This window comes from Halodesulfovibrio oceani subsp. galateae (genome assembly GCF_055397225.1).
The window spans coordinates 3,215,494-3,231,601 of record NZ_AP042453.1 but is presented as its reverse complement, the minus strand read 5'-3'; the positions used below and the strand labels follow the sequence as shown (position 1 = coordinate 3,231,601).

13 protein-coding genes and 1 tRNA gene are annotated in these 16,108 nt (G+C 47.0%); 5 read left to right on the top strand and 9 right to left on the bottom strand.

Annotated elements, in window-relative coordinates; translation table 11 throughout:
- Positions 1-72: 72 nt before the first annotated feature.
- The gene (gene murJ, locus ACZ5V1_RS14265; RefSeq protein ID WP_464389412.1) at positions 73-1,608 is read left to right on the top strand and encodes a murein biosynthesis integral membrane protein MurJ; all 1,536 of its coding nucleotides are present in this window, start codon (positions 73-75) and stop codon (positions 1,606-1,608) included.
- A 109-nt stretch (positions 1,609-1,717) separates the two neighbouring features.
- Positions 1,718-4,501, top strand: coding sequence for a hybrid sensor histidine kinase/response regulator (locus tag ACZ5V1_RS14260; protein ID WP_464389411.1), 2,784 nt, complete (start codon positions 1,718-1,720; stop codon positions 4,499-4,501).
- Between the two features lie 64 nt (positions 4,502-4,565).
- Here the strand turns inward: ACZ5V1_RS14260 and ACZ5V1_RS14255 are convergent.
- Positions 4,566-4,641: transfer RNA gene (locus tag ACZ5V1_RS14255), tRNA-His, on the bottom strand.
- Positions 4,642-4,985: 344 nt separating this feature from the next.
- Between ACZ5V1_RS14255 and murA the strand changes: the two genes are divergently transcribed.
- A complete protein-coding gene (murA, locus tag ACZ5V1_RS14250; protein ID WP_464389410.1) occupies positions 4,986-6,242 on the top strand; it encodes a UDP-N-acetylglucosamine 1-carboxyvinyltransferase in 1,257 nt (418 codons plus the stop codon).
- A gap of 586 nt (positions 6,243-6,828) precedes the next feature.
- Here murA and ACZ5V1_RS14245 read toward each other — a convergent pair.
- The 8 genes from ACZ5V1_RS14245 to ACZ5V1_RS14210 form a co-directional block, all read right to left on the bottom strand.
- Positions 6,829-7,275 (bottom strand): hypothetical protein, encoded by a 447-nt coding sequence (locus ACZ5V1_RS14245; RefSeq protein WP_464389409.1) that lies wholly within the window; start codon positions 7,273-7,275, stop codon positions 6,829-6,831.
- 4 nt (positions 7,276-7,279) lie between these two features.
- Positions 7,280-8,350, bottom strand: a complete 1,071-nt coding sequence (locus ACZ5V1_RS14240; RefSeq protein WP_464389408.1) for a glycosyltransferase family 4 protein — start codon at positions 8,348-8,350, stop codon at positions 7,280-7,282.
- 447 nt (positions 8,351-8,797) lie between these two features.
- Positions 8,798-9,739: an aminotransferase class IV gene (locus ACZ5V1_RS14235; RefSeq protein ID WP_464389407.1), complete on the bottom strand. Its 942-nt coding sequence runs from the start codon at positions 9,737-9,739 to the stop codon at positions 8,798-8,800.
- Between the two features lie 12 nt (positions 9,740-9,751).
- Positions 9,752-10,798, bottom strand: coding sequence for an aspartate-semialdehyde dehydrogenase (locus ACZ5V1_RS14230; protein ID WP_464389406.1), 1,047 nt, complete (start codon positions 10,796-10,798; stop codon positions 9,752-9,754).
- Between the two features lie 72 nt (positions 10,799-10,870).
- The gene (locus ACZ5V1_RS14225) at positions 10,871-11,284 is read right to left on the bottom strand and encodes a bacteriohemerythrin (protein ID WP_160713877.1); all 414 of its coding nucleotides are present in this window, start codon (positions 11,282-11,284) and stop codon (positions 10,871-10,873) included.
- A gap of 121 nt (positions 11,285-11,405) precedes the next feature.
- On the bottom strand, positions 11,406-11,849 hold the full coding sequence (locus ACZ5V1_RS14220; protein ID WP_464389405.1) for a DMT family transporter: 444 nt from the start codon (positions 11,847-11,849) through the stop codon (positions 11,406-11,408).
- A 97-nt stretch (positions 11,850-11,946) separates the two neighbouring features.
- Positions 11,947-12,339, bottom strand: coding sequence for a (deoxy)nucleoside triphosphate pyrophosphohydrolase (locus ACZ5V1_RS14215; RefSeq protein ID WP_160713847.1), 393 nt, complete (start codon positions 12,337-12,339; stop codon positions 11,947-11,949).
- Positions 12,340-12,341: 2 nt separating this feature from the next.
- The gene (locus tag ACZ5V1_RS14210) at positions 12,342-14,306 is read right to left on the bottom strand and encodes an ABC-F family ATP-binding cassette domain-containing protein (protein WP_464389404.1); all 1,965 of its coding nucleotides are present in this window, start codon (positions 14,304-14,306) and stop codon (positions 12,342-12,344) included.
- 211 nt (positions 14,307-14,517) lie between these two features.
- Between ACZ5V1_RS14210 and ACZ5V1_RS14205 the strand changes: the two genes are divergently transcribed.
- On the top strand, positions 14,518-15,105 hold the full coding sequence (locus tag ACZ5V1_RS14205; RefSeq protein WP_464389403.1) for a flavodoxin family protein: 588 nt from the start codon (positions 14,518-14,520) through the stop codon (positions 15,103-15,105).
- A 213-nt stretch (positions 15,106-15,318) separates the two neighbouring features.
- Positions 15,319-16,101, top strand: a complete 783-nt coding sequence (gene flgF, locus ACZ5V1_RS14200) for a flagellar basal-body rod protein FlgF (RefSeq protein WP_464389402.1) — start codon at positions 15,319-15,321, stop codon at positions 16,099-16,101.
- Positions 16,102-16,108 lie beyond the last annotated feature (7 nt).

Genomic DNA, 16,108 nt, shown 5'->3' with positions numbered 1-16,108 from the left:
GTACAATTTGAAGATAATCTCAGCAAATACTATATCATATCAAATAGTTTTACATCAAACATATAGGGCCATATGGAATCTCAATCGAACTCATGGACGAGCATTTCTCTTGCTGCCGCAGTCGTTTCTGCGGGTAGTTTTCTTTCGCGTATTGTTGGCTTGTTGCGCGATGTTATGATCGCGTCGTTGCTTGGTGCTGGGCCATTGGCGGATGCGTTGATTGTGGCGTTCCGTATTCCCAATCTCTTTAGAAAACTATTTGCAGAAGGTTCGCTCTCTTCCGCTGTCACGGCAACGGTGACACATGTTCGTGAGGTGGAAGGTGAAGCAAGGGCGGCATCACTTATCCGTACTTGTCTTTTGTGGACTGTCGGCATTTTCTCATTATTGTTGGTGCTGGCAGAATATGGAAGCAAGACGCTTGCAGCGGTATTAGCGCCGGGGTTGTTCATGTCTCCGGATGTTTTTGCTCATGCGAATGCTCTGCTGACTATGACGTTACCGTATCTTGTGTGCATCGGTCTGGTAGCGTTTTTGTCTGGCGTGCTGCATAGCCGTAAACATTTTCATGCACCTGCACTTGCCCCGCTGGTGCTGAATTGTACACTCGTTCTTGGCGCAAGCATCGCGTGGATTTGTTCCTTACCCGTTGCGGAAACCCTGTGTGTGTCGCTGGTCATCGGGGGTGCGCTACAGGTTCTTTTACAACTCATGTTTCTTCGGGGTGAAGCATTTTGGCGTGGCGCTTGGACATTGCGAGACGTTCATGCCCGTTCACTGGGAAAAACGCTCGTGCCCACAATTTTAAGCGGAGCGGTGTTTCAGCTCAGTGTTGTGTTGGTGACGATGCTTGCTTCGTTTCAGGCAAAAGGCACCATTGCTAAGCTCTATTTTGCGGACAGGCTTGTACAGTTTCCTTTGGGCTTAATTGGTGTAGCCATTGGCGTTGCGGTACTTCCAACGTTATCTTCTCTTGCTGTTTCTAACGACAGGCAAAAATATGGCGAGGTGTTGGCCTCTGCTCTGCAATTTACGGTATTCTTGTCTCTTCCTGCTGCTGTCGGGTTGTATGTTCTTGCGCATCCTGTTCTTCAATTTTTCTTTGAGCGCGGGGCGTTTTCAGCCTTAGATGCTGCTGCGGCCTCTGCCATGCTACAGGCATTTTCGTTGGGACTTCCGGCTTTTGCCATTACGCGTCCTTTGCTTAGTGGGTATTACGCAAAGCAAAACAGCCGTATTCCCTTGTTGGCGGGTGGATGTAATTTGATAGTGACTGTGTTGTCAGGTGCACTTTTTATGCAGGTTTGGGGCGGAGCAGGGCTTGCGCTTGCGGTGTCATGTGGTGGTTGGGTCAACTGCATTTTGTTGTATGTCCTGTTGCAACGTGAGGGCGTTTGTCTGGCTCAACCGAGCAGATGGAATTTTGTCTACGTCTTGATGAGTGTATTTGTAGGCATTGCTTGCTGGTGGGCGGTACCGTTCGGAATTGCCAGTTTGCTTTGCATTCCCGTGGTGGCTTTGGGCTATGTCGGATGTTTGTATGTTGGACGTAGTCCTGATGCTCAGCTTCTTTTTTCACTGGTGAAGAAAAAAGGTCGCAAGCGTTAGAAATGATTAATTTATAGATTGCTTAGAAAGTCTGGCTACGCTATTTTGAAAATAGTGTTAACGTTGTTTTTCTATATGCTTAGAAGCTCCATGACCAGGCGGTAGTGCAATGCTGAAGCGGATAATCAAGCTGCAGTTTTTTCCAGACAGCTACACCAAAAATTTTATTGCAGTCAGCATTCTTTTAACAGCAATATTTCTTATTGTTTTTAATATGTTGTACTACTTGTTTGCTATTGATCAGCGTATACAAAATTTTATTCAGAATCATACAGAACATGCGCAGATACTCTCGACTCACTTAGCGACTCCTTTAAAAGAAGGGCGACTGGAGCGGGCAGACAAGTTTATTCATGAAGAGCTCTCGCATAAAAGCACATCAGGGCTCTTTTTGTACGACGCAGATGGCACACTTATCTGTGGTTGCTATAAGAATAAAGACCATGAGGTGGTTCCGCCTCTTGATTCATCAGAGTATATTATCGAATTGCCCATCTACCATGCCGACTCCCATGTTGGTAAGCTTGTCTCAATTGTGACGTTTACCCCGTCGCATCAACATTTTCTTAATCTTTTTATCCCCTCTGTTTTTGCAAACATAGTCGCAAGTTCAATGGTCGTGCTCATGGTCATTTTGCTCATTGTTAAGACGTTGCTACGTCCGCTGCGCGAACTTTCTGAGACTGCCCGTAGAGTTCGGGAAGAGCAGACGTATTCATTGCGTGCAAAACGTGAAGGAATGGGCGAGCTGGCAGAGCTTACGGATTCATTCAACAGTATGCTTGATCATATTGAAGCGCACGATATGTTCCTGCATTCGGAAAGTCGTAATCTTGAGATAGAAGTGCTTGAGCGTACGCTGGAGCTTGAGAAGGCCACGAAAGAGGCTGAAACGGCAAATAGTGCAAAAAGTGAATTTATCGCCAGTGTAAGCCATGAACTGCGCACGCCGATGAATGCTATCCTCGGCATGACAAACATGCTTCAGACCACCGTACTGACCAATAAACAGCGTGAGTATGCAGAGATTATTGCCGCATCATCGCAAAGCCTGTTGCATCTGATTAACGGTGTGCTTGATCTTTCTAAATTGGAAGCGAAGAAGCTGGAAATAGAAGAAACAAATTTCATTCTGCGTGATGTGCTGGATGAACTCTCAATTATCTTCACCGAAAAAGTTGCTGTAAAAGAAATGGATTTGGTGGTGATTGTGGATGAGGGCGTACCGCCTGTCATGCGTGGTGATTCGTTCCGCTTAAAGCAGATTCTTTTGAACCTCGTGGGCAACGCGTTTAAGTTTACAGATCGCGGCGTTATTGAATTACGAGTGGGTATGAACGGTACTGTTACAAAACCTATTCAGATTCCACATGCCCGTGAAAATGATGAAGTGGTTCAACTTGCCTTTTCTGTAAAGGATAAGGGCATCGGCATTGCCAAAGAAGCGCAAGCAAAATTATTTGATACTTTTGTGCAGGCAGACGGTTCAACTTCCCGTCAGTACGGGGGCACCGGTCTGGGGCTTTCCATTGTGGCAGAGCTTGTATCTTTGATGAAAGGCTCCATTACTGTAGAAAGTACAATAGGGCGGGGCAGTACCTTCACCATAGTGCTGCCGTTTGCTGTGGCGGAAGATGAACGCAGTTACATTCTACCTGTGTTTACAGGCTGGCGTGTGTTGGTTCTTGAGCCGTCGATTGCTGCACGTGCCATGTGGCGAAATTTATTTGCAGAGCTGGACATGCTTGTTGTTGTACTTGGTACAGAGCGGCAAATGCTGTTGCAGCTTGAGCACCAGACGCAAGGCGCAGAGTTTGATCTCATCGTGCTTGGCAGTAAAGAGTTGCTGGATATGACAGGGGGGCTTGTGAACTACCTGTGCCAGCATCCGGAATTAAAAATTCTTCTGGCTGCAAGGCTCGGAGATGAAACACTACCTGAGCGTGAGTGTGATTTTACACTGACCGCATTTTTACGACGTCCGGTAACGTTTGCGCAGCTCAAGCTAAATATTTTACGTGCGCTTGATTCAGACAAGAGTGTTCAGTCTGAACTGGCTTCAGAAGCAGGAAGTCTTGAAGGGCTGGCTGTTCTGGTTGTTGAAGATAACCCCATTAACCAGCAGGTGATGCGGGAAATTTTAGAATACCTTGGTGTGAAGGTCACAATTGCTAAGGATGGCAATTCAGCCATAGAGCTACTTTCTATTTGTACATACGACTTGGTACTGATGGATATTCAGTTGCCGGGCATGGATGGATTCACAACAACTATCCGGCTGCGTGAAGAGCTGGAGTTGTCAGATTTACCTGTGATCGCCATGACAGCGCATACGTTGCAGGAAGACAGGGACAGAGCGGCACGGGCAGGTATGAACGGCTATTTAACAAAGCCTGTTGAGCTCGATGCCTTGGTGAAGTTGTTGAAAGAATATGACCAGAGAGAGCAAAGGACCGTATTTTCGACTGAAACAGAATCTTCCGAATGCGTTCCGCCGAAGAATACGTTGTCCAAGGCTCCGCACGTTGATTCAGAAGAGAATCCGGCGCCTTTAGAAAATTTACCGGGCTTGGTCGTGTCGGAAGGCGTGGAAAGATTAAGCGGGAAAAGCCAAATATATATATTAGTGGTGAAGACGTTCTACGAAACATACGCGGATGTAGGCAAAGATATTCGTGCACTGTTTGATGCACAGGACTTGGTCGGGCTGGCAGGCAAGGCACATACACTTGCAGGAGCCAGTGGGAATATTTCTGCAAAAGATGTTTTTGCGTGTGCGGAGAAGATAGAAAAAAAAGCTAGAGCCGGGCATGTAGATGTTGCGGACATTGACGCATTTGAGGAAGCATTGAAGACAGCCTGCCTGTCGATGGAGCGTTTGCTAGGCTTGTAGGCTGGAAAGTAAAGACAAGATAAAGAAAAAGCCCCGTACAGAGTACGGGGCATTCTTACTTGGATGGGGCGAATGAAGAGGATTGAACTCTCGACAACACGGGCCACAACCGTGTGCTCTACCAACTGAGCTACATCCGCCACAAGCAGGAATGTGTACTATAGACTTCGGTCTTTTGGGTCAAGCATAAAATTCATTTTTTTTAAATTTATTGCTTCCTGATCTAAGTCAGCTTATACGACTTTACATGAGAGGGACTGATATTCGCTGTATAACCTAGCATGCCCTTCTAAATTCTAATCCTGTGCGTACGATTGGTCAACCAAGATACCACGTTGTAGCAATGCCTGAGATAATCATACACGTATTTGTATGCTTCTCATGTCCTGTTTCTGCCATGTGTCTTACAATGGACGGTCTACACACTGTAACTTTAATTTAGGAACACATGCTTCGATATTCGAGACCCATTCAAGGGAGACATATGGAAAAATTAGTTATTCAAGGTGGCGTTCCGTTAAACGGAACAATTCGTGTCAGCGGCGCAAAAAATGCTGCTTTACCGATTCTGATGGGCTCAATTCTACTTGCAGAGCCTGCACGTTTTACTAACGTGCCTAACTTGCGAGACATTCGCACAATCATCAGTCTTCTGGACATTCTTGGATGCCCGGGCCGGTTTGCTGACGGGGTTGTTGAAACAGAAGGTTGTGATCCGAAACCAGAAGCACCGTATGATCTTGTAAAAACCATGCGCGCCTCTGTGTTATGTCTTGGCCCTCTGCTTGCCCGCCTTGGCGAAGCTAAAGTTGCATATCCGGGTGGCTGCGCAATTGGCGCACGACCTGTTGATTTGCACCTCTCTGCACTTGAAAAAATGGGCGCAGTCTTTGAAGTAGACTCCGGTTACATCATGGGGAGATGTGACGGACGATTGAAAGGCGCGCATATTGTTTTTGAAAAAGTAACCGTAGGCGGAACAGAAAACCTGCTTATGGCAGCCAGCCTTGCAGAAGGCGAAACTATTCTTGAAAACGCAGCCCGCGAGCCGGAAATTGTAGATCTTGCAAACTTCCTTATCGCGTGTGGTGCTAAGATTGAAGGGCACGGCTCAGGTGTTATTCGCATTCAGGGTGTTGAACACCTTAAAGGGTGTGAATACTCCATTATGCCAGACCGCATTGAAGCAGGTACCTTTATGATTGCAGCTGCAATTACCAAAGGTGATCTGTTCCTTGAAGATTGCCCGAACGATGCACTTGATGCTGTAATCAGTAAAATTGAAGAAATGGGCGTACGTGTGACCCCAGAAGAAAACGGAACTCGCGTAACATACGTAGAGCCTCTTTCTCCTGTGGAAATCACTACTCAGCCATACCCCGGCTTCCCTACAGATATGCAGGCGCAGTTTATGGCGCTTATGTGTTATGTGGACGGTACCTCAATGGTGGAAGAAACCATTTTTGAGAACCGTTTTATGCATGCACCGGAACTTGCACGCATGGGAGCGGATATCCGCCCTGTGGGCAGAACAGCCCGTATTAAAGGCGGTTCTGTTTTGCGCGGCGCGCCAGTTATGGCGTCCGACCTTCGCGCAAGTGCATCCCTTGTTCTTGCAGGGCTTGCAGCAGAAGGGGAAACTCATGTGCAGCGTATTTACCATTTAGATCGTGGATACGAACACATTGAAGAAAAGCTTATCCCTGTGGGTGCGCGGATTCAACGCGTAAACGAAGATTAAGTAGCTAAGGCCTGCAGTCGTAATGGACTGCAGGCTTTTTTTTTGAAAAAAAGTGAACACTGTTCACTCTCAAGTGGAATAAATTACATTTTCCTGTGATCGCTTGAGCTTTAACGCTGTTTTCGGCGCAGGGTACATATTCACATATTTTTATCAGGAATACCCCAAGAGTATGTCTTGGCACTTTGCGTTGTGAGTGTTATGCCTTGCGGCGATGTTTCTTATCGTCTTGCTTTTTTAGAAAGCTGAGTAGCAGTGTTCTTAAAAATCAGCGTGTTACAGTAGACGTGCTGTGCGTTGAATAGAAAATTGCGAAAGGTGATAGACTGTAGGATAGATTTTTTCCGGAAACATTAGGGCATAAACCATATACCTTAGTGTTTCTGTCCTCCTTGTATGCTTTGCAATGGAGGACTGAATGGAAAAGGGGGAACCTGGCCGGCTCCCCCTTCTTCTCAGAGTAAGGCAAATCCGTACATGGCATTTGCACTGCACGAATTTGCCTTACTCTGAGCGCCACATTCCCGATATCGAGTCAGCGCGCTGTATATTTTCTGTCACAGAAGTATGCGGCGTTTTTTAGTATCTACGCCTTTTTTCTGTCTTCAAGCCCTCGTTGAACTGCCTCTGCAAACTTGGTACGCAGTTGCTCAACGGCCTCGTCTTCCAACGTTAAATCATGTTGCCTAAGGGTAGATGTCACGTGGGAGACCATATTCTCCTGTTCCTTTTTCGCATCAAAATCCGGTAGAAAACGTGCCTTGTCATACATCGATCCGATGAAGGTGGTCATGATGTCGTTGGCAAGTTGTTGCGAGTGCGGTGGAAGGGGAGATGTTGTTGTCAGTGGCTTACTGAGCAGTACCGTTTCTTCTTTCTGTTTGCGCATTCGCAAGAGTCCCCATATTGCTGTAAGCAAAAACACCAATACCGCAAAGTAGCTGGAAATACTTCCACGCAGCATATACGCAATGTACGGAAGCGCCAGAATCAACAGGCAGCAGGTGTATAAAAGAATCTTGGTTATGGGCACAGTGTTACCAGCTTTGTTTGTACAGCTCCATGTATGATGTTGCCATCTTCATGTCGGTAAATTTCTGAACGCGTCTGTTACCGCCTTCTACAAGGCGAGCACGCAGTTGTTCATCCAGCATGAGGGTGCGAAGAAGCTTCGCGAGCTTTTCATGATCGTGGTTGGGGAATGTCAGTCCATTTTTCTGGTCTTCTACCAGCTCTAAGTTCGATGGAAGGTCAGACGCCATGACAGGAAGCTGGCCAACCCAGCCTTCTTTGATCACACCGGAAGAGCCCTCACCGTTAACAGACGGCACAGCCAGCAAATCAAAATACGGGAGCTGATCACGGGCGTCCTGACGTCCGAGCAAGGCGAGGTGGCTGCTGATTTCAAGCTCTTCTGCCAAGTCTTTAATTTCACCGAATAACGGCCCGTCGCCCACAAAGCGTGCTTCCCATGTGGGAAGACCTTTGTACTTAGCAAGCTCTCCAAGTGCATTAACAAGGACTACGTGCCCTTTTTGTTCTGTTAATGCGCCGATCATACCGATGACGATACGATTATCGTTACGATCTTTTTTAGGCTTGTAACGGGAGGCATCAATTCCTGAATGAATGGTGGAAACTTTGCTGCGATCAAGCAGCGGGGCAGACTCCATCATGATGTCAGAAATTTCCTGACTGACACCGACAACGGCATCTGCGAGTAAATATTTTTTGCCGCTCCATCCTTTTTTAAGAGGATAGGACACACGGCGGGTGTGAATGAGACGGAAGGCCTTGCCACACATCTTTTTGATAATACCGCCAAGCGATGCGCTTTTTGCACAGTTGGTGTGAATCACCTGTGCGCCATGTTTTGTGACGGCGCGACGAAGTTTGTAGATGTTGCATATACCCCAGTCTCGGGCACCGGAAAGGGGCAGAAGGGTAATTCCTTCTACTTCTGCTGCGTGTGTGAGTAATGGAGTGTTGGCAGGTGCTGCCAGCGTGACTGTGAACTCCTGAGAGCGGGCTAATGCACGCGCCAGGTAGAACACTTGCCATTGTCCACCACGCATTTCTTTTCCGAGATCAAGCAACAAAATGTGCATACATATTTTCCTGAATATCCAGCGCGACCTCCGTTCCCCCATGAGTCCGCACTGTGATGTTGATAATTCTAGTGAGATAAGAAGACTGCTAAAAATCTTCTTTAGTATAGCGAGGTAGCTATGCGCCGTACAATTTTTGAGCCGTTCGCGAGTGTTAGAACGTTATGGATTACTAAAGGTACCAGCGCGAGAAGAAGTTTAGTTCAAAACATATGTGAAAGTATGTGAGAACCTGCATTTTTCGAGTCTGCGCCAGTTAACCATCGCGGAACATTGTGCCTTGCGGTATTGTACTCTTCGGCATAGTTTTCAAACTGTTAAAAAGCCGGTGCCGTCAAAAACAGCACCGGCTCTATTGTATCAAACATGTAAACAGAGCCTGCGCCGATAACGATTGTTGTTCGTATCCCGATGGCGGGAGTATCGGCGGTAGTCACAGAAGGCTGACTAAAGTGGCAGTCCGTTTATTTCAAGGTCTTCTTTGAGAACACGTCTAATTTCTTTGGCAACAGGTCCCGGACGAACATCATTGATTGGCTGACCTTCAAAGCGAACAATGGAGATACAGTCGGATGTTGTGCCGAAAATTAAGACTTCTTTTGCTCGGAAAAGGTCGTCTTCACGCACTGCGCCAAATTCAATTTTGATCTTGTCTTTCATCAGTTCAACAGCGCGCATAATGGTTGTTCCCACCAGTGCGTTGGAGAATTCAGGCACAAGAAGCGTTCCCTGCTGATTAACAAGAGCAACGTTTTCTGTTGCACCTTCAGCGATAAAGTCATCGGCATCAAAGCTGAACGGGAAATCGTAGCCGCGTTCATCCGCTTCGCGCTTCATAAGCACGTTAGGGATGTAGTTCGCACTCTTAACCCGCGCCATGTGCGGAGGCTTCGCCGGAATGGAGGAACGGAAGGCTGTTGCGCCTTTGTCGAACCATTCTTCCGGTTTTTGTTTGAACGTATATGCGACAATGTACAGGCTGCTTACCGGACATTCTTTCGGGTCGATGCCGAAGCCGCCCGGGCCGCGACCAATAATGATGCGCAGCAGTCCGTTTTGTGTTTCCGCAGCTTTTGCTACATCAACAGCAAGCTCTGCAAGCTTTTCCCAGGTGCAGGGCGGCGACAGATGGAGTCCTTTTACGGAATTCTTCATACGCTCTATGTGCGCATCAAGCTGATACAGTTTTCCGTTTACCCATTTAATGCTTTCAAAAACGCCATCACCCCTGTGGGCGAGATGGTCGTCCATAGGCAGCAGCATCAGTTTCGGGTTTTTACAAATACATCCGATACGGTGCTCGTAAAAGGCAAGCACGTCGCGCTCGCCGGCTCGACGGCTATTCAGAATCTTGGAAATGTATTCCTCTGTATCACATACTGTCGCCACGGTTGCTTTCTCCTAGTCGAATACGGTTGTGTCTTTCACACCAAGAAGGTCGCGTTTAATCAACTCTTCCGCAATCTGTACTGTGTTAAGAGCAGCACCTTTACGGATGTTGTCAGAAACGATCCACATGTTGAGACCATTTTCAATGGTTTCGTCTTCGCGGATACGTCCAACGTAGGTGTCATCCTGACCTGCGGCATCAATTGCCATCGGGTAGATTTTTTCACCTGGGTTATCAAGCACGGTAACACCCGGTGCCTGAGTAAGAATAACGCGTGCTTCTGCCGGAGTAATTTTCTGTTCAGTCTCAATGTTCACAGATTCGCTGTGACCATAGAAAACAGGAATGCGTACACATGTAGCAGTTACTTTAACAGAAGGATCGTTGAAGATTTTAACGGTTTCGTGAACCATCTTCATTTCTTCTTTGGTGTAGTCATTGTCCATGAAAACATCGATCTGCGGAAGAGCGTTGAACGCAATCTGGTGCGGGTACACTTCTGCATCCGGTGTCTGCATGTTGAAAAGTTGACGAATCTGTGTTTCGAGCTCGGTAATTGCTTTCTGACCGGAACCGGACACTGCCTGATAGGTGGAAACAACGATACGCTTGATCTGAGCGTTGTCGTGCAGCGGTTTAAGCGCAACCATCATCTGGATAGTGGAACAGTTAGGGTTAGCAATAATGCCGTTGTGCTCTTCCAGTGCATCCGGGTTAACTTCCGGAACAACCAATGGGCAGCGGTCATCCATACGCCATGCGCTGGAGTTATCTACAACAACACAGCCAGCTTTAGCTGCGATTGGTGCAAATTTTTCAGACGTGGAGCCACCGGCGGAAAAGAGCGCAATATCAACGTCTTCAAAAGAGTCTTCAGTCAGTTCTTTGACTGTAAGTTCACCACCCGCATACGGTACTGTGGTGCCTGCGGATCGTGAAGATGCGAGGGCAATTACCTCGGTAGCTGGAAAATCACGGCCTTCCAATACGGAAAGCATTTCCCGCCCTACAGCACCTGTGGCACCGACAACGGCAACCACTAAACGATCTTTACTCATTTCAACTCTCCTTGAGCACATAGAAATTTGATAACAGTCGGCGTACTATATAACAGAAACCGCCATTTCTGTTTATGCAGCGCCTTTATTTATTAAAAACTCAGCCATCTTCCGATCTATTCCGTTGATATGATTAAACCACCAGTCAGTCAGGTAGTCTAAGAGCTCAGGAGTAATGTCTGCTTTGTTATTAAGATAATCCAGCAGGAATCCAATTGCATTGGAAAAAAATTCTCTATGTTGCTCCATGTGCGATTCAAAGTCAGGAATTTCATCTCTGTACGCACTCATCAAATCTACCTCTGTAGCAAAATGCATGTGAGCATAGTCATTCACTTTATGAATGAGCGGGCTTAAAACAGAGTCTTCTTCTCCGTTCATATATGCATAGTACAGGGTGTTAATAATTTGCGTCAGTTCGGCGTGTTGCTTGTCAATTTCAGCAATGCCGGTATTCATTGAAGAGTTCCATTCGAATGTCGCCATGCATATCTCCTGAATAGCATCCCTTGTGGAAAGGGCTAGGTGTTCCTTATCAATATACTTTCACGGCGAGACAATAGGACAACAATGCTAGTAATTCAATCAGTAATATATAGTGATGGTATTAATAGCGATTTACAAGGTATGCGCCACTAATAAGCAGTACTACTCCGCATACACGCATGAGTGTAACGGGTCGAAGCGGGTACCCGAGGATCCCGAAGTGGTCAAAGACTATTGAACTGATAAATTGTCCGCAGATGAGAAGCGAGAGCATTGCAATGGCACCAATGCGTGGTGCGAGATAGGTGAGAGTTGTAACACCGACAGCACCGAGAATACCGCCGAACCATGCGTACCATGGAACGGTGGATGTTGAGAGCGTAGGAATGGGGATTCGTGTTGCGACGACAAATAGCGTCAAAGAGATGGTGCCGACGAAGAAAGAAACAAGTGAGGCAATGGGCGCACTTTGGCTCCATTGTTGGGTGATGATGGCATTAAGACCCATTTGCAGGGGCATAAAGGTACCAACAATGAGTGCGAGAAAGAGTAGTGTGATATGCATAGATTCACCCCTTCAGCGCAACATTTGAATCGTGTCAGCTTCGCAGACGAGAGGCGCACCTCCTACCGTATACGAAGTTTCGACTGTTCTGGTCGCGCTATGCTAGCGTAGTTAACGCCTGCACTATGGGGATGTCTGCTTTAAGAAAATCAAGCTCACAGGCTTCATGAGGCATAACCCACTGTACAGTATGTCCTTCTTGAGGAATCAGTGTACCTTCAAATGCGGTTATGTGGAAGAAGAGAAGCGTAACAATAAGCTCCTCGTATTCATGGGTGAGTGTTTGCCAGTACTTCCATTCCGTCGGCGTAATATCCAGTTCTTCCTGAAATTCACGCACAAGTGCGGCTTCAGGCGTTTCCCCCGGCTCAATTTTGCCGCCGGGGAACTCCCAAAAACCGCCGAATGGCGCGTTAGCCGGACGTCGGGCGGCGAGATAGCGCTCACCGTCCCATACTATACCGGCAACAACTGTAATGGCTTTTTTCATGCCTAGCCTGCCAGCGACTCGCGCTGTTCTTTTAATTCGTTAATTTCCATTTCCAGCGCCCCCATTTTTTCCATGAGAACTTCGCTGTCATTTTGGAGTTGTCCGAATTGCTTAAGCGCTTCCTGCATTTTTTTGGAATTAGCAAAGAATTCTGAATCCGCCATTTTGGTTTCCAGTTCGCTTTGTTCTTCCAGCAGGATCATGAGATTTTCTTCCATCTTCTCATACGTCTTCTGCTTCGGCTTCAGCTCTTTGTAGATGCGGTTACGCAGTTCTGCCTGTTCACGCTTAAGGCGCTTTTGCTCTTCACGGCTAAGACCGCCACCAGTGGTGGTTTCTTTAACTTTGCCGCTGGCAAGGACGTTCTGCGCTCTGCGGTACTTGTCGTACTCTTCAAAGCCGCTTTCGTGCACGATAAGACCTTCCGGAGAAAGACTCCAAAGCTGGTCTGCCACTTCTTTTAACAGATAGCGGTCATGCGCTACCATCAAAATGGTTCCTTCAAACGATGCGAGTGCTTCAATGAGAGCTTCGCGTGATTCAAGGTCGAGATGGTTAGTCGGTTCATCAAGCACGAGGAAGTTACAGCGTGAAAGGAAAAGAATCGCCATCATCAGGCGGCTTTTTTCACCACCGGACAATTCACCGACAATGCGGTCAAAATAGCGTTGCCCGAGCATGAAAAGACCAAGAACTGACATAAGCTCTTCTTCAGTGGTCTTTGGGTCAGACAGGCGACGGATTTCACTGATAACAGTGTTCTGTGCATTGAGAGTATCAAGCTGATGCTGAGAGAAGTAACCCATTTTAGCTTTAGACGCAGTGGTAATAGAACCGTTGTTCTTTTCCAGACGTCCGGCAATAAGCTTGAGCAGAGTGGATTTACCGCAGCCGTTAGGGCCTACAAGGGCAATCTTTTGACCACGGAAAAGTTGAAATTCTAAATCTGACCAGAGAGTGACACCGTCAGGGTAGGTGAATCGTAATTCAGATACGCTGAGGATGACTTTTTCCGCAGGAGCAGGTTGCGGCCATGCAAACGAAAGGTTTTTGCGCTTGGTTTCAAACTTGATGGTCTCAAGCTCTTTTTGCATGCGCTCAGCCATTTTCTGCTTGGAGTTGGCCTGCTTTGCTTTGGACGCTTTTGCTTTAAAGCGGCGAACAAAGTCCATGTTGCGGGCTATATCTTCCTGTAGCTTTACTGCTTCACGGCCTTTCTGTGTTTCAATTTCGTCCTGAATCACAAGGAACTGTGAAAAGTTACCTTTACGGAATGTCGGCTTGTTGCCGGCAAGGTAGAGCACGTGGCTGCCGACCTTATCCATAAAGATTCTATCGTGCGCAACGAAGATGAGAACGCCCTGATAATCGAGCAGGAAGTTTTCAAGCCATTCAACAGCGTCAAGATCAAGGTGGTTAGTCGGTTCATCAAGAAGAAGAACGTCTGCACCAGCGGTAAGTACCCGGGCAAGCTTTGCGCGTTCACGCCAGCCACCGGAAAGTTCACGCATGGTTTTTAGCCACTTGTCTTCACTGAAGCCAAGACCGGTCAATACAGTCTTTGCTCTGTGTTCTGGGTTGTGTCCGTAAATTTGTTCAAGCTCTGCCTGACGAATGCCGAGGCGCTTGATGGCTTGCTCGTCCTGTGCTTGACTTGCTGCTTCCCATTCTGCCCAGAAATCATTCCAGTCAGGGAGAACTTCCAGCACCCAGCTAAGCAGGGGCATATCAAGAAGTGACTCGTCCAGCTCCTGCTGAACAAAGCCAAGGCGACAGCCTTTAGGCAGCAGCACACGTCCCGAATCAACGGATACAATACCGGCTACCATTTTAAGAAGTGTTGATTTACCGCACCCGTTAGCGCCGCAGACGCACAGGCGGGTACCATCCGCAATGTCCAATGAGAACTGAGGGATGATTTCGGTGCCACCGTAAAATTTGGATATGTTGTCTAATGTAATGCTCATAGTTTTCTCGAGAAGCCTCGAATACCAGATGCTGTATGGAAACACCAGTACAGTGATTTACTATGATTGTAATTTGCTATTCACTTAGTATAGTATGGCTTGAAACAGAGAAAACGTGATTCCGTGTATACGTTTTGGACTGTTGATAAATCCATAATTGAGATGTCATGTAATTTTGCATACTGTCGTCCTATAACGCCGGGAGTTATTCATGATCTTGGGAGTAGAGGGAAGTCCGCGCAGAGGTGGTAATTCGCAGGCAATGCTGAATATGTTTTCAACTGTTTGTTCTCAGGAATCAATGGATTTTTTTGGAGCAAGTCTGCGAGATTATCGATATGAGCCGTGTGTGGGATGCGAACGATGCAGAAAAGATAAAATCTGTACAAAGTTTCATGACGGCATGTCGCTTCTGTATCCTCGAATTCAGGAATCCCAAGGACTGGTACTTATTTCACCGGTTCATAACTACAATGTGACAGCTTGGATGAAGAGTTTTATCGACCGACTCTACTGTTTTTATGATTTTACGAACACCCGTCCCCGTGGCTGGTCCAGCAGATTAGCAGGGCAGGGGAAAAAAGCAGTTATCGGTGCCATCGCAGAACAGGAAACCATTGCGGACATGGGCATTACTCTGCAGGCTATGCGAATGCCTTTAGAGGCGCTTGGTTTCGAAATTGTTGAAGAAGTCGCTGTTCTGAATATATTTGATGCTGGTAAGGTTAAAAAAGATGACGCTTCAGTTCGTAAAATAGAAAGCGCAGCCAAAAAGTTGGTCACCTCACTTCGTGCATAGAGCTTGTTTACTGTTTTTGTATCTATAGATTTCTTCTAGTTACCCCTCCTACATAAAAAAAGAGGAGAACACTTCCGCTTCCAGAACCTCTGGGAGTGGCGGTGTTCTCCTCTTTTTCGTTATTTTACTGTTTGTTGCTGTGATTCTTGTTATTTTTTGGCGCACGTTTTGCAATTGTCATCCTGACAGAAATTCCACTTGGGAGGAACAGTCATGCAAAGCAGTGTGTATAGTGCCCTATTTGGTGCTCTTACAAATGAACACCGTCTTAACAATATCAGTAACAATTTGGCTAACATAAATACAACAGGCTACAAGCGTGACGCCCTTGCTTTTAAGGATACCTTTGTCAAGTTTGCCCATGATCAGATCATGGAACCTGTAGCAAATGTTCGTTCAGAAAAGCTCTTTCCAGATCCAAAACTCATGGCGAAACCACGTATTGCGGTCGCTCAGACAGATTTCACTGCGGGGGCTGTAAAGCTCACGGGAGACCCGTTGGACGTGGCTATCCACGGGGAGGGCTTCTTTAAAGTCCAAACTCCTGACGGTGACTTTGTGACACGTAACGGAAAATTCCGTCAAAGCACTGACGGAACGCTGGTTACAGACAGAGGCTACCCCGTACTGGGAGAAGGCGGTCCGATTACGCTTCCACGCAATTCAAATATTGTGATTGGAGATCAGGGAGAGTTAATCGCAAACAACGTGCAGGTAGCAAAGCTTCAGGTGGTTACGTTTGACGATCTGCGCGGGCTGGAGAAGCTCGGCCAGAACATGTTCAGAGTCCGTGAGGGTTCCGACATCGCAGAACAACCCGCAGCTCAGGCAACTGTCCAGCAGGGTGCACTGGAATCTGCAAACGTAGAGGTTGTTTCAGAAATGGTGAACATGATTGAAGCACACCGCCAGTTTGAAGCCTACACCAAGATAATGAAAACCAGTAGTGAACTGGATAAAAACTCAACGCAACGCCTGGGTAAAGCCAGCGCTTAGTCCTGTG

What these genes read in the sequence shown, in the direction of transcription:
- murJ (WP_464389412.1), top strand. Translation starts at nt 73, where the DNA reads ATGGAATCTCAATCGAACTCATGGACGAGCATTTCTCTTGCTGCCGCA.
- ACZ5V1_RS14260 (WP_464389411.1), top strand. Translation starts at nt 1,718, where the DNA reads ATGCTGAAGCGGATAATCAAGCTGCAGTTTTTTCCAGACAGCTACACC.
- murA (WP_464389410.1), top strand. Translation starts at nt 4,986, where the DNA reads ATGGAAAAATTAGTTATTCAAGGTGGCGTTCCGTTAAACGGAACAATT.
- ACZ5V1_RS14240 (WP_464389408.1), bottom strand. Translation starts at nt 8,350, where the DNA reads ATGCACATTTTGTTGCTTGATCTCGGAAAAGAAATGCGTGGTGGACAA.
- ACZ5V1_RS14230 (WP_464389406.1), bottom strand. Translation starts at nt 10,798, where the DNA reads ATGAGTAAAGATCGTTTAGTGGTTGCCGTTGTCGGTGCCACAGGTGCT.
- ACZ5V1_RS14225 (WP_160713877.1), bottom strand. Translation starts at nt 11,284, where the DNA reads ATGGCGACATTCGAATGGAACTCTTCAATGAATACCGGCATTGCTGAA.
- ACZ5V1_RS14220 (WP_464389405.1), bottom strand. Translation starts at nt 11,849, where the DNA reads ATGCATATCACACTACTCTTTCTCGCACTCATTGTTGGTACCTTTATG.
- ACZ5V1_RS14215 (WP_160713847.1), bottom strand. Translation starts at nt 12,339, where the DNA reads ATGAAAAAAGCCATTACAGTTGTTGCCGGTATAGTATGGGACGGTGAG.
- ACZ5V1_RS14210 (WP_464389404.1), bottom strand. Translation starts at nt 14,306, where the DNA reads ATGAGCATTACATTAGACAACATATCCAAATTTTACGGTGGCACCGAA.
- ACZ5V1_RS14205 (WP_464389403.1), top strand. Translation starts at nt 14,518, where the DNA reads ATGATCTTGGGAGTAGAGGGAAGTCCGCGCAGAGGTGGTAATTCGCAG.
- flgF (WP_464389402.1), top strand. Translation starts at nt 15,319, where the DNA reads ATGCAAAGCAGTGTGTATAGTGCCCTATTTGGTGCTCTTACAAATGAA.